Below are 13243 nucleotides of genomic sequence, written 5' to 3' on the forward strand. Positions count from 1 at the left end.
GAAAGTGACGTGGCGTCATGCCTGGCGGCATGACGGGGGTTGGTATGGGCTGGCCCCCTGACGGGGGCCACAGAGTGGAAGGGGTTGGGCCTGACGGCCCAACGTGAGTTATCGTCAGCTCCGGCCTGGCGGCCGGAGGTTGGTGGTGTGTCATGCCTGGCGGCATGACGGGGGTGTTGGGGCGTTCCCCTTCCCTGTCGGGAAGGGGGTTCTTTGTGTGGGCGCCTGCCGACGCCTTGATGTCATGTTGGGTTTATTGGGCAGTGATTTGATTTGGCCCCACCTCCCCTGGCGGGGATGTGGGCTCTGCTCGGGGGCTGTCTCTGTCGTTTCTCTTCTCGTCCTGGCGGACTCGTCGGTACTGTCGAACGCCTCGATCTGACTCGGCCCTCCTGAGTCTTTCGGAGGTGTCTGCTGCTCGTCGGGGCAGCCTTACGGCCGTATGACCAGCCGGGCCAGCCGGCGTCACGCCGTCGAACGCTCCGCCGTCACCGCCCACCTCCAGCTCGTCGCCTGGACCCAGCTGCCGCTGTACTACGTCTTCGACAACCTCGACTTCCTCACCCCACACGACGCCCTCGGCCTCGGACAGTCCTAACGTGATGTCAGCGGCTCAGAGGTCGAACGCTCCCTCTGGGCGGCTCCCCCGAAGCGCGGGCCGCACGCACCCCGTCCGCGTGCGGCCCGTTCTCCGACGTCACCCGCAGGAGTGCCCCATGCCCTCACCTCTCCCCCGCGACCCCACCGAGCAGCAGGTGTTCGGTGTCCCGAGCCCGGAGCTCGCCGCGCGTGCCGCCAGTGGGTTCGATGAGTTCCTCTCGCCGGTCGAAGACGACGAGCAGGACGGGAAGGTCTCCGCGTCATGAGCACCGTCGGCTCCTTCTTCCACGAGGAAGATCACCCCTGGCTGCAGCGCACGGTGCGGGATGTGGCGAACCGGGGCGAGGGAAAGCTCACTGCGATCGTCCACGAGCAGAGCAACGGGCGGACCATCCGGGTCGCGCACATCCGCCCGCCTTCCGGGGTGGAGTGGACCACCGCCGTGAACAACATCCAGCTCGTGCCGTGACCCGGTGACGTCTGCGGTCCGGATGGATCCGCTCCGGCCGTCGCCGGGCCGCCCTGCGAATGCCTCCGAAGACTTCTGCCCGCGCCTGATGACCGGCCGGGGGCGGATGCATCACCCGGCACTACTCGAATGACTGTCGAGAGGAGCACCACCATGAGCACCACCACGATCGCGCGCCGCGAGCTCGGCCGCTTCCTGGCCATCGCCGGGCAGCGGTTCGACAAGGGTGAGGGTCCCGCAGAGATGTTCTCGCGGGCTGTGGACGCCGAGTGGCATCAGTTGCTCGCCACCCCCGAGTACATGGCGTTCAGCGCCGAGCACGCCGGGGCCGTCCTGGGGCACCGCGAGATGAGCGGCACCGGCCCGATCGGCTGGGTGGCGGCGTACGAGGAGGCGTACGGGCCGCTGCCGGAGATCTGGTTCACCGATGAGAAGGGCGTCCTCGACGGGGGCACTCTCGCCCAGTACAGGGAGACCGGGAGGGTCGAGGCCGAGTGGGACTGCGGCCCCACCACCGGCGACGGCGACGACGCCGCTCCGAGCAGCCGGTGATCCTCACGCGCATCGACGGAGCGTCCCGGCCGACCGCCGGGGCGCTCCGCCTCGTCGAGGCCAGCAGCACACGGCCGCGGTCCATTGACATCGCCGGCTATGTGCAGGAGATGACTGCCCTGTGCCCTTACCTGGCCCCGTCCCTCGGGCAGGGCGACACCTCGTGGACCGTCTACCGTGCCGAGGGCAGTGCGCAGGAGGTGGAAGCCGAGCTGTTCCATGCCGGTGTACAGGCTGCCGAGTGGCTGCGGCCTTTGATCCACAGGCCGCAGGGGTTCTTGCGGTGCGAGAACATCGTCGTCCTGGGCGAAGTCCCAGGAGTCCGGCACCGTGACCTGATGGCGTGGCCACACTGGGTCCTCAAGCATCTCTACGGGCCTGTCGGGGTGATGTTCGGCAAGTTCTACGAGGGCGAGGAAGAGCGCACGCGGGCACGTGCACGCATCCCGGCCGCCCCGGTCTCGTTCCTCCCGGTGAGAGCCGCCGTCCGCCGGCGCGACCCAGCGTTCCTCCCACGCAACCCCTTCCCTGGCAGCCGCGCTCGCCGTGGCCAAAGACGACGGCCGCGACGTCCTCGAGCACGTCCCCTATGACTGGCAGGAGATCCGCACATGGGCGAAGCGCTTCCTCCCCATGAAGCCGTCGGCCTCATCGAAGACCACGTCGGTGAGCCCTTCACGACCCGCCTGCTGAGCAACCGGCGCGGCTCCCGGGCCTGGAAGATCTCCGGTCCCAGGGGCGCCGTCGCGTTGAAGGCGAACAACCCCGACGAGGAGACTTCGCGCGACAAGGCCGCCGAGATGGCACAGGAGGACGATCACCTCCTCCGCCTCACCGACGCGGGCGCGCTGGACCCTAGCTACCGGGTCGACGCCGGGCCTTGGGAGGGCGGCCGATGGCTCGCGGTCCGCTGGAGCGACGGCGCACCGATGTGGCGGGCGTTCGCTCTGGCACGGAAACCCGAGGGTGACCGCCCTTCCGTACGCCCTTGGCTCCTGGGCATCGCCCGCACATGGGTCGGGCACCTGGCCCGGATGCACGCGGCCGGATGGGCCCACGCCGATGTCCAGCCCACCAACACACTGATCACGGCAACCGGCCGTGCCGAGGTCATCGACTACGCCCTCGCCTGCGGCCCCGCCGGCGTACCGCGCCTGCCCTATCGAGGTGCGCTCACCCACACCACCGCCCCCGAGATCGCCGGCGCCGTCCTCGCCACCGCCCCGGACGCCCATGTCCAGGCGGAGCCACCGGCAGACGTCTGGGGACTGGGCGCGTCGCTGTTCTGGTGCTGGACCGGGCACCGGCCGGTCGCCTACCAGGATGGCACCCCGCGCGAGGACAAGCTCAGGATGATCGCGAAGGCTGCGACGCTCCCCCTCGACGATGTCCGCCCATGGCCGTTCCCCCGGTTCGAGGAAGCCATCCGCGCGTGCCTGACCCCCTCCCCCGGGAACCGGCCGTCCGCGGCAGAACTGGCCGCATTCCTCAGGGAAACGTGACCGTGCTCCGGCCGCTCACAGCCTCGGACGCCCCGGTGATCCGGCATATCTACAGCGGGGCCGCCGTGACGTTTCTCGGGCGCCCGGCCATGACCGGCCCGGAGGCCGAAGAGTACGTGCTGCGGGTGCAGGAGTGGGCCTGCGCCGACCCGATCGAGCAATACATCCTCGGTGTGGACATTGGCGGGGACGTGGTCGGCGTCGTCAAGCTCGGCCGCCGCCCCGGCGGGCACGGACGGGTGAGCTACATCCTGCGCGAAGACTGCTGGGGCCGCGGCTACGCCACGGACGCCGTTCAAGAACTCGTCACGTTCGCCTTCACCACCGCCGGCCTCTCATCCCTCGGCGCCAAGCACCACCCCGACAACCCCGCCTCGGGCCGGGTGCTGACCAAAGCCGGATTCACCCGACTCGGGACACGGAACGGAATGCTCGAATACCACCTGCCCATGCACGCGTGGCGCCTTCATCACAACCCCACTTGAGCGTTCCGGCCGTAGGCGCCTATGCCCGTCGCCGGGCACATTCGCGGCACCGTCATCGAGCATCGGCCAGGCCGCCGGCCTCACCACCCGGACCGCACAGGTCATGGCACCAGCCGCCGCCAACGCGATGGGGTTCGCCTCCAGCACACCGTCCGAGCCCGCACCGCGCCAGGTGACGGCTCACACCAGTGCCGCGAGCGCGCGTGGAAGGCGTCCGCCGGCGAACAGTGGGGGCACCCTTGATCATGACCTGTCACTTTGCGGCAGTATCCGCCATGACCCCGGTGCTCCAGGTTCGGCCGGAGACCCTCGGTTCCATGAACTTGGTAGACCTCGGCGCTGTCGCCGCCGCCCTACTCACCCCTCCCATCGCCTTCATGAGCGCCCTGTGGGCCAGGCGCGGCAGCAGGCAATCGGCAGACGCAGCTCTGGGCGCGGGCGTCAGCCAGGCCAACGCCTCCGTCACAGCGGCCCGTGTTCAGACACGCAGCGAGCTCGAGCTGCGGCAGCAGACCGCGCTGGCCGACGCGTCCGCTGCCTTCCTCCGTGCCGCTGACGCGCTCGCGCGCACCGTTCAGCATCTGCCCGGTGTCGAGCCCGAGGAACGCCACGCTCAGCTCGCTGCTCACGACATGGCGGTGGCGACGGCCCTCGGTCCACTGGAGCTTCTGGCTCCGCCGGGCCTGCTGCATCATTCGAAAGCCCTGCTGAAGTACTGCCAGACGTTGGAGAAGCTTGCCCTGGACAGAGCCGTGCTCCGCTCTGCAGTACAGGCTTTGGAGTCCGGCTGGTGCCATCTCAACCCAGAGGCCTGCGACCATGATCATCACAGCTCAGCGTTCGTCGCGTGGCAATTCCTGGTGGACTGGGCCAGCCTGGAGGACGACGAGCGGTGGAGAGACCGGGACCTCCTCGAGTTCTGTCTCCAAGAGAGCCAGTGCATGGCCGAGGGCGAGACATCCCGACTTCTCTCAGTCGCCGACCGTGTTCCGGCAGCCTGGTCGCAGATGATCGGCGGATTTGTCCGCGACCCGCTCATGGAACAGTACGCCTCCCTGCGCACACCGTTCATCGAAGCCGCCGGTTCGGTGACGCCAGCAAGCATCGGCGCAGCTGTCCAGTCGTCGATCTCTGACTTTTCGCCGTAAAGCCTGATCTGTCGCACAGATGACGGTGCCGCCGCGCGAGATCAGCCTCGAGAAGCAGAACCTGCCCGCCCTCGGCTGGACCGCTGCCGCACAGATCGTCGCGGGAAGCATGGGCATTCCCCTGTTCTAGGGCTCGCTTCTGGACATCCCTCCGGGCGCTCAGCCCCCGGAGGGACCTGGTCGGCCACCGCCAGCTGTACGCGGCACGCTGCAGTCCCGTCCCAGATCTACGTCGGATCAGAGGCTCACGTACGGGGGCGGCGCCGGTTCTCCTGCCCCGACAGGAGCCCAAGCACAGCACGCTCCTGGTGATGGACGAACCACCGCTCGGCCAGATCGCGATCCCTGAACTTCCCCAGCCCCTTCTCGGACGACGAGGTCAGTTCGATGGCCTCCCACCCACCGAGCGAATCGGCGAACTCCCTGGCGATGCCGTTGAAGGAAGGCCCACGGAAGTACGCCACAGCGGTGTCAGTGCTCTCCAGCGGCGCACCGGACTCGTCCGAGATGAGCGAACCAGCCGCCTTGCGGGCTTCGAAGTAGGCGTTGGCGATCGCCTTGACCTCGTCCCGCATCACGTTGAGAACCTGCTGGCGGTGGGTCGGAGGCTTCAGGCACGTCAGGTACGAGAAGTCGATCCGAGTTCCGTCCGTACGGATCACCTCGAAGCCAGGATGCGGGCCGCGCTGCGGCGGGGCGATCGCGAAGGCCTCCACACCCGACCCGATCTTGTCGTCTGCCTCAGGATGCATATCGAGGAGGTCCAGCAGCAGCAGGTGGTCATCATCCTGATCAACGGTGCTTCCGACGTCATACCGGTACAGCACCTCCCGTACGGCTTCCTGCGCCGCTCCCTTCGTCCGATACCAACGCTGCCCAATCCAGAACTCCGCCACGAACTATTCCCTTTCATCCGACGGTTCTGCTCCACCCTGCGGCACGTACCATGCCGACGACCAGGCATTTCGGATACCAACGCCCCGAATTGCATATTTATTCCCACCTCGCACCCCCCGGCGCTCTCCTGGCAACTTCCTCGTCCTCCCCTCGCGCCAGAGCAGGGATTTCGAGATCGTTCAGGCCGGCTATGAGCGAGCGCCGTACTTCCCCACATGCATGACAGAACCGGACGACAGCAACCTCCCGCTCGCCCCGTCCGAAGCGCCGTCGGCGGCGCTCGACGCGAACGCCCGGCAGGCAAGTGCGTGCTCTGACCTGTAGGGGCCAAGAGGGGCAGTGCCACCAGTCCACGTAGGGGCGGCTCTCGCTCACCGTCAGGCCAATCCACGGCACCGGACGAACTACTTCACTGGCGGCGCACTGGGATGGGTGTGGGCGGCTGGATTCCCAGATCTGCGAGCGTCTGGCGGCGCTGTGGGGACAGGCCTGCCCATCGGCGACGGATGTTGGTGAGCCATTGCCCGAGGCGCACCGGTCCGGTGGCGAGGTGTTCGGTGTGCCGCTGGGGCACGGTGAGGTGGCCCTCTCTGGTGAGGAAGGACTCAGCAGCTTCTAGCCCGCGTTGGAAGGCCTGCTCTCGTGCGGAAAGTGGGGGCTGCTGCACGGAGGGTGTGTTGGTGTCCAGGCCGAGGTCTTGCAGGAGGAGGAGTTGGCCGGGGTGGGCGGGCGGGGTGTTGCGCTGGGTGCGGAGCCACTCCCCCAGGCGGATGCCTTCGTCGGTGACGTAGGTGCGGGGGATGTCGGTGAGGGTGTGGCCGGCTTGCTGATGGCGGCGGGCGGCGTGGTAGGTGCGTTGCCAGGTCAGGGGCCAGGGTGGGTTCCAGTGCGGGTCGAGGTCGGCGAGGGCCTTGGTGCGGGCGGGGGTGAGCTGGTCGGCGCGTTTGCGTTGGGTGGCAAGCCAGCGGCCGAGTGCGAAGCCGGTGTCGGGGTCGTGGTGGTCGACGGGGGCGGCGAGGTGGCCGTGGGTGGTGGCGTAGGCGGCTGCGTGGGCGAGGCCGCGGTCCCAGGCTTGTTGGCGGGGGTTCCAGATGATGCCGAGTTGTTCGAGGGCGTGGGCGCGTGTGGGGTCGAGGGCGTTTTGGTTGTGGAGGTGGCGTTGCCAGGTGAGCCAGCGTCCGAGCGGGTAGCCGGTGGGGTCTTCGTAGGTCTGGGGGATGTCGAGGTGGTGGTGGGTGCGGTGGTAGCGGCGTGCTGAGGCCAGGCCGCGGCGCCATTCGGCACTTTTCGGTTTCAGGACGCGCAGAGTGAGGGCGAGGGCGACCTCTTCGGCTCTGATGGGGCGGTCGAAGTGGAGCCAGTGGCCGGGTTCGCCCGGGTGGGTGGGGCGGTGGGTGCGGGGGTCGGCGAGGCGGGCGGTGATGCGGTCGTCGTGGGCGCGGAGGGCTTGGATGGTGCGCCACAGGGGGGTGTAGGCGTCGGCGCCGAGGAGGTCGTCGGGGTTTTCGTCGGGGGTGAGGTAGACGGGGACGATCAGGGTGGCTTTCTTGTTCGCGCCGGGTTGCTGGCGTAGGGCGCGGCCGACGGCCTGGACGGTGTCGACGGGGCTGTTCTTGGGGTCGGCGAAGACGACGGCGTCGATGGTGGGGACGTCGATGCCTTCGCCTAGGACGCGGGCGTTGGCGAGGACGGCGGGTTGTTCGGGGTGGGTGTGGGCGGCGAAGTCGAGGAGGATGCGGCGTCGGACGCGGGGTGGGTGGGTGCCGCTGATCCACTGTGACCACAGTCCTTCGGGCTGCAGGTCGGTGGGGAGGGCGGCGGCGGTGTCGGGGAGGGTGGTGGCGAACGCGCGGGCGTCTTGGACGCGGTGATGGAACGTCAGGACGCGGCGGAGTTGGTGGTCGTGGATGGCTTTGAGGACGGCGACTTGGCGGCCGGCGAGGCGCAGGCCGTCGACGCCTGCGCCGGGGCCGGTGGCGAGCCAGTCGCGCAGGGTGGTGTCGTCGATGACGGGGACGAGGATCTGGTAGTCGGCCAGCAGGCCGAGGTCGATGGCGTCGGAGAGGGTGAGGCGGTAGGCGACGGGACCGAAGAGGGTTTCGTCGTCCATGGAGGCGACCGTCTCCGCGTCCCCGTCGCGGTCGGCGTCTGCGTCCCAGATGCGGGGGGTGGCGGTGAGATAGAGGCGCCGGCGGGCCGGGACCTGGTCGTCGTGGTGGATCGCGGCCCAGGCCTTGCCGAGGCGGCCGGCAGTGCGGTGGGCCTCGTCGACGACCACCAGGTCCCAGGGCGGTAGGCCATAGGTCTGGTGGGCGGTGACGACGGCGGGCAGGGAGGCGTAGGTGGCGTAGACGGTCACCGCCTCCCCGGTGCTGCTGGTGGTCAGGGCGGCGAGCTCGGCGGGGCTGGTGGTCATGGGCAGGTCGCCGGCCGGGGTGTGATCGACGGCCTGCCGCGCCGAACAGACGGCAACCGTACTGCCTTTACGTCCTGCTGTATGCCAGGAACGGGCCGTCTGGGAAAGCAGGTCGAGGGTGGGGACGAGCAGCAGGACCCTGCCTGCTGGGGTGAGGCGGGCAGCAGTGCGGGCGGCGATGAGGGTTTTGCCGGTGCCGCAGGCGGCGATGACGCTGGCCCTGGAATGGGTTCGGAGTGTGTTGATGGCTGCTGTGACTGCTTCCTTCTGGTGCGGTCGCAGGTCCATGTGGGTGGGCGGCATGCTCTCCTGCCGGTCGTCAGGCTCGGACGCGGTGGTGGGCCAGGTGGGCGAGGACGTGCTGGTTGGCTTCCCAGCCGTCGGGGAATTTCGCGGGGACGCCGAGGTGGACGGGGTCGTTGGAGGGGTGGCTGTCGAGGAGGTCAGCGATGCCGGAGCGGGCGACCACGATGCAGGCGTGCCGGTGGCGTGAGGCGAGCACGCACAGACGGCCGGCTTCGAGGTGGAAGGCGGAGGCGTCGCGGCGTCCGGATAGGGGGTGCAGGACGATGGTGATCGCGTACTCGCGGCCCTGGAGGCGGTTGGCGGTGTCGGCGCGGACGCCGTGGGTGCGGGGGGTGTGGTTGAGGAGTTGCTGGATGAGGCGGGCTTGTTCGCGGTGGGCTGTGCCGATGGCGATGTCTTTGGCTTCGAGTTCGCGTCCGGAGGGGTGTTTCTCGCAGACGGCTTGGGTGCCGCGGTCCAGCAGTCGGGCGGCGAGGGCGACGGTGGCGCGGGCTGCTTCGGGGTCGGTGCGGGCGGTGTGTCGGGGTGGCAGTTCGTACAGGGCCCAGCCGGAGCGGGCCGCTTCCTCGATGGTGTCGTCGAGGGTGCTGCGCATGCCGCTGGTGGTGAAGTGCAGGCTGCGTGTCTGGGGGGCGGTGCCTGCTTTGAAGGGGGTGAAGGGGTAGAAGGCGCGAGAGACGATGTTCGCCGCTGAGGGTGGAAGGCGCCAGGAGACGGGGAGTCTGCGGATGGTGGCGTCGTTGTGGTTCATCAGGACGGCGACGGCGCTGTTCATGGGGTCGTGGGGCAGACCGATCCAGCGGGGGGTGTGGATGGTGGAGAAAGGGTCGAGCTGGCCGGGGTCTCCGACGAAGAGGGCTTGCTCGAAGAGCTTGGCGATCAGGAGCAGGGCGTCGGAGCGCATTTGGTAGGCCTCGTCGATGATGGCCCACCGCCGGCGGGGGCCGTCGATGTTCGCCCATTTCTTGGCGGTGGCGACGATGACGTCGCAGGTGAGGACGTCTTTGATGTCTGTGCTGATGGTTGTGTCCGCCAGGCCGTGGATGCGTTCGGGGACCTGGTAGGTGTGGCCGGTGAGGCGCCCCAGGCGCAGCCGGGGGGCTTGGGGGTCGGCGAGGCGGATGAGGAGGTCGTCGACCTGGTGGTTGGTCTGGGCCACGATGATGCACCGTTCGCCGGCTGCGGCGAGGGTGCGGGCGGCCTGGGCGACCAGGGTGGATTTCCCGGCACCGGGCGGAGAGTCGACGACGAGGGCCTGGTCGGTGCCGGCGGCGAGCGAGTCAAGGACGCCGTCGACGGCCGCGCCGGCCATCTCGGCGGGTGAAGGTGCGGGTTGGGTCATGGCTGGGGCTCCTCGGCCTCGTCCAGGGCGACGGGGTGGTCGTGCTGGGGGCCGCCGTGGGTCCAGGGGGTGTTGTCGCGGCTGGGGAAGGGCGGCTGGCGGAAGAACTCCGGCGCGAGGGTGAGTTGGAGGATGTTTCCGACTGCGGGGACGGACGTGCGGTTGGGTTTGGCGACGGTGCCCTTTTGGGTGGTGACCTCGAGCAGGAGGTCGGTGCCGCCGTCGCGCGGCGTGATGTCGCGGATGGCCAGGTGCACGCGGGGGTTGTGGGGGCTGGCCAGAAGGTGTCCGACATCCAGGCGTACCCGGTCGGTGGTGTGCAGGGTGAAGCGTGGCCAGAGCTGGAGGCGGCCGGTGGGGCCGGTGATGGTGCGGTCGGGGTCGGTGTCGATGACGGTGCCGGCGAGTGCTTCTCCGGTGGTGCGCCGTTCGGCCATGACGAAAGGGTCTTCCAGGGCGCGGCGCGCTTCGAAGGCGCCGGCGGCCTGTTCGAGGCGGGCTAGGCGGCGGGCGGCGGAGACCGCGTCGTCCTTGATGGGCTGGGGGCGGCCGTCGTCGGCGAGGTAGGTGCTGAAGGCGGTGAAGCGGTCGCGGTCGGTGTCCCAGCGGCGGTGCGCGTCCGGGGTCTGGGGCAGGCTGCGCAGCAGGCCGAGGGCGTTCCAGGCGTCGTCCCAGGTGGGGGTCAGATAGGTGCGCAGGAGGTCGTGCAGTCGTTGGGTGTGCCGGGTCATGGCGGCGGTGTTGCCTTCTTCGGCGGCGGTGTCGAAGGCCGTGAGGAGGGGGTCGAGTTCGATGGTGTCGAAGGAGGGGTCGGTGGCTGGGCCCGCGGGCTGGCGGTGGGGGGCTTCGGCGGCGAGCGCTGCGTGCAGGCCGGTGGTGCCGGGTGGTGGGTTGATCCAGGCCAGGAGGGTGGCGAGGTGTTCGTCCTCCAGGGGGCTCTGGCCGGTGACCCAGTGGGTGGTCAGCAGGTCGGTCAGGGCCAGCAGCAGGGCGGAGCCGGGGTGTTCGGCGTGTTCGGCGAAGAAGGTCAGCCATTGGCCGAGGCGGCCGACGCTGCGGTCGGGGTCGGCCGTTTCGGGTGTGTCGGTGAAGCGCAGGGCGCGGCCCAGCCGGTCGATGTAGTGGAGGGACTTGCGGTTGGCGACGAGGAGTTGGGGGGCGTGGGTGTGGCGGTGGCGGGCGGGTTTGGTGCCGCGGGCGGGGAGGCGTTCGGTGTCGGGGAAGCTGTCGATGTAGGTGAGGATGCCGTCGGCCAGGTCGTTCAGGAGTGCGGTGGGTCTGCCGCGTGGGGGTGCGATGAGCAGGTTCGGGTGGGCCTGGTCGTCGCCGTACATGAAGGCAAGCGGGGTTGCTTCGGTGCCGGCGCGGTTGAGCGGCAGGAAGATCAGGGGTCGCTCGGCGAGGTGGAAGTGGCGGATGGTGCTGGCGTCCTGGGCCTGTTCGGTGTCCGCGGCCTGCAGGCGCAGCAGGGTGGTGAGCAGGCTCATGCGGACTCCCGTAGTTGGGTGTGGACGGCGTGGGCGTGCCGCAGCGCGGCAGCCAGGTCGCTCTGGTCCAGGGCTGGTTCGCGTGTGCCGTCGGACAGGCGCAGGGCGGTGGTGATGTGGTCGATGCCGCCGAGGTCGTCGCGGACGGCGGTGCCCAGGACGTCGATGGAGCCTTCTTCGCGGGCCTCGCTGCGGCAGACGTAGGCCAGGTCGCAGAAGTGGCGGCAGGCGGGGGTGTAGCGGGCCGCGGTGGTCTGCAGGGCTTCGGCGAGTGCTTTGGGGTCGCGGGTAGGCCGGTTGTCCTGGTCGGGGGCGAGATCGAAGGTGATGTGGGGCGCCAGCCCGTCCAGCAGGGGCTCGATGCGGGTGAGCCGGCTCAGCTGGCGGGTGAGGGAGGCGACCTTTTTGCGGGCGTCGACCACGCTGGCGGTGGGGCGGCGGCTGAAGTTGCGGGGCATGACGAGGATGACGTCGTCGGAGACCTTGTCCTGGTCGATTCCTTCGCTGTCCAGCAGTTCGCGCAGGGCGAGGATGTAGGCCGCGGCCTGGGTGACGGCTGCGGCTACTTTCGCCGGGTCGGCCTGGCCGTCGACGACAGCGAAGGACTTGATCTCGACGATGTGGAAGACGCCGTCGATCTGGAAGGCGACGACGTCGGGCTCGAGGTAGACGGGGCTGCCGGCGACGGTCAGCTGCAGGATGGGGTGGTCCAGCAGCGTGCGGGTCGGGCTGGTGGAGCGGACGGCTTCCAGGATGGCGGTGCGGGTGTAGGCGTGGCGGACCTGCAGGGAGGCGTCCTGGGTGCCGACGTTGGCGAGGTCGGTGTGGGCGGCCTCGGGCAGCGGCAAGTTGAGGACCTCGCGTAACAGGCGCAGGAGTTCGGCGCCGCCGTCGGCCTTCACCTGCTGCTCGAAGATGGCCCCGCTCCTGAGGGCGAGGGAGGATTTGGCGAGGGGGCGGGGCTTTCCCAAGTGGACGGCGATGGCGTCCTTGTCGACGCCGGCGGCATCCAGAAGGGCCCGGCGGCTGCAGCCGGGATTGGTGGTCAGGGCCGCGAGGGTGCGGGCGTCGTGTCCCTTGGCGGGGACGGGGCCGCGCAGCGCGTCGAGCCGGTCGTTGAGCAGACTCACGAAGCTAGCTTCCTTGCGGGGTGGATCGGGGCGGTCAGGGAACGGAGCGCAGTCGGCGGGCGGACTGGAATGAGCCGCCGAACAGCAGGCCTGCGTCGTCGAGTTGACGGCGTGCGCGTTGGGCCGCCTCGGTGCGGGTCGCGGTGTCGGCGTCGGCGTGCAGGGCGAGTTCGTCCTGGGCGGCGCGGCGCAGCAGCGACAGGTCGACGGGGACTCCAACGGCGGTGCGTTGCTGGATGGGCGCCTGAGCGCCTGGGATGTTCTGGGCGTAGCGGGTGAGGAGTTGTCGGGCGGCCAGGGGCAGGGTGTCGGGATCGAGGCGTTCGGCGGCGTCGGCGATGTTCAGGGCGCTGGCGAGGAAGTGGACGCGGGCACCGAGAGGGCCGACGATGCGCTGCTCCAGGGGCCAGGTGCTGACAGTGAGCAGGCCGCGGGCGGGTGAGAGCAGGTCGGAGGTGAGCGCCGGGCACAGGTAGTAGGGGCGGGCGCCGGGAGCGGAGCGGTAGGAGCGTTCCTCGTCGCGACGCAGGCTGGTCAGCCGCGAGGCGGCCAGGGCACCAGCGAAGAAGGCTTCATGGACGGTGCTGATGAGCTTGGGAGCGGCGGGCACCGCGAGGAGGGTCAGGACCTGGTGGACCTGTTCCCGGGCGGGCAGCGGGGTCACCGGCTCCGTGGGCGCGTGGTACGCGGGAGCACCGGGTGGTGCTTCTTCGGTAGTGGGGGTGTCTTCGCCGTCCACGCTCTGTTCGAACAGGGCGTCCCAGGCACGCTGGGTGCGTCGCAGTTCGTCGCGGAGCTGTCTGACCTGGCCTTCATCACGGGCCAGTTGGGCGCGCCGCATGGCCTGCTGCAGCTGTTGCATGCGTTGTTCGAGTGCGTCCAGATGCTCGTGCATGGCAACACCCTACC

Annotated in this window: 13 protein-coding genes and 1 pseudogene; 8 read left to right on the forward strand and 6 right to left on the reverse strand. The window is 69.6% G+C overall.

Annotated features, from left to right (window positions below; translation table 11 throughout):
* The first annotated feature begins 442 nt into the window (after positions 1-442).
* From OF819_RS26390 to OF819_RS26425, 8 genes and pseudogenes are all read left to right on the forward strand, one after another.
* The gene (locus tag OF819_RS26390; protein WP_267246152.1) at positions 443-598 is read left to right on the forward strand and encodes a hypothetical protein; all 156 of its coding nucleotides are present in this window, start codon (positions 443-445) and stop codon (positions 596-598) included.
* A 118-nt stretch (positions 599-716) separates the two neighbouring features.
* Complete coding sequence (locus OF819_RS26395) at positions 717-866, forward strand: hypothetical protein (protein WP_267246153.1); 150 nt, start codon at positions 717-719, stop codon at positions 864-866.
* A complete protein-coding gene (locus OF819_RS26400) occupies positions 863-1069 on the forward strand; it encodes a hypothetical protein (protein ID WP_256527271.1) in 207 nt (68 codons plus the stop codon). The genes OF819_RS26395 and OF819_RS26400 overlap by 4 nt, the downstream gene beginning before the upstream one ends.
* A 153-nt stretch (positions 1070-1222) precedes the next feature.
* Positions 1223-1621 (forward strand): hypothetical protein, encoded by a 399-nt coding sequence (locus tag OF819_RS26405; protein ID WP_267246154.1) that lies wholly within the window; start codon positions 1223-1225, stop codon positions 1619-1621.
* Positions 1618-2314 (forward strand): annotated as a pseudogene (locus OF819_RS26410) (DUF6875 domain-containing protein). Before OF819_RS26405 ends, OF819_RS26410 begins: the two are co-directional and overlap by 4 nt.
* A complete protein-coding gene (locus OF819_RS26415; protein ID WP_267246155.1) occupies positions 2233-3123 on the forward strand; it encodes a protein kinase domain-containing protein in 891 nt (296 codons plus the stop codon). Before OF819_RS26410 ends, OF819_RS26415 begins: the two are co-directional and overlap by 82 nt.
* Positions 3120-3608 carry a GNAT family N-acetyltransferase gene (locus tag OF819_RS26420; RefSeq protein WP_267246156.1) on the forward strand — a complete coding sequence of 163 codons (489 nt, stop codon included), beginning with the start codon at positions 3120-3122 and terminating at the stop codon, positions 3606-3608. The genes OF819_RS26415 and OF819_RS26420 overlap by 4 nt, the downstream gene beginning before the upstream one ends.
* A gap of 317 nt (positions 3609-3925) precedes the next feature.
* Positions 3926-4756: a hypothetical protein gene (locus OF819_RS26425; RefSeq protein WP_267246157.1), complete on the forward strand. Its 831-nt coding sequence runs from the start codon at positions 3926-3928 to the stop codon at positions 4754-4756.
* A 245-nt stretch (positions 4757-5001) separates the two neighbouring features.
* Here the strand turns inward: OF819_RS26425 and OF819_RS26430 are convergent, their stop codons facing one another.
* From OF819_RS26430 to OF819_RS26455, 6 genes are all read right to left on the reverse strand, one after another.
* Positions 5002-5652 (reverse strand): DCL family protein, encoded by a 651-nt coding sequence (locus OF819_RS26430; RefSeq protein WP_267246158.1) that lies wholly within the window; start codon positions 5650-5652, stop codon positions 5002-5004.
* A gap of 410 nt (positions 5653-6062) precedes the next feature.
* A complete protein-coding gene (locus OF819_RS26435) occupies positions 6063-8372 on the reverse strand; it encodes a DEAD/DEAH box helicase (protein ID WP_267246159.1) in 2310 nt (769 codons plus the stop codon).
* A 16-nt stretch (positions 8373-8388) separates the two neighbouring features.
* Positions 8389-9717, reverse strand: a complete 1329-nt coding sequence (locus tag OF819_RS26440; RefSeq protein WP_267246160.1) for an AAA domain-containing protein — start codon at positions 9715-9717, stop codon at positions 8389-8391.
* Positions 9714-11204: a hypothetical protein gene (locus OF819_RS26445; protein ID WP_267246161.1), complete on the reverse strand. Its 1491-nt coding sequence runs from the start codon at positions 11202-11204 to the stop codon at positions 9714-9716. The genes OF819_RS26440 and OF819_RS26445 overlap by 4 nt, the downstream gene beginning before the upstream one ends.
* On the reverse strand, positions 11201-12334 hold the full coding sequence (locus OF819_RS26450) for a hypothetical protein (RefSeq protein ID WP_267246162.1): 1134 nt from the start codon (positions 12332-12334) through the stop codon (positions 11201-11203). Before OF819_RS26450 ends, OF819_RS26445 begins: the two co-directional genes overlap by 4 nt.
* 34 nt (positions 12335-12368) lie before the next feature.
* Complete coding sequence (locus OF819_RS26455) at positions 12369-13229, reverse strand: hypothetical protein (RefSeq protein ID WP_267246163.1); 861 nt, start codon at positions 13227-13229, stop codon at positions 12369-12371.
* Positions 13230-13243: the final 14 nt, after the last annotated feature.

The sequence above is a fragment of the Streptomyces sp. PR69 genome (assembly GCF_026420845.1).
Lineage (GTDB): Bacteria > Actinomycetota > Actinomycetes > Streptomycetales > Streptomycetaceae > Streptomyces.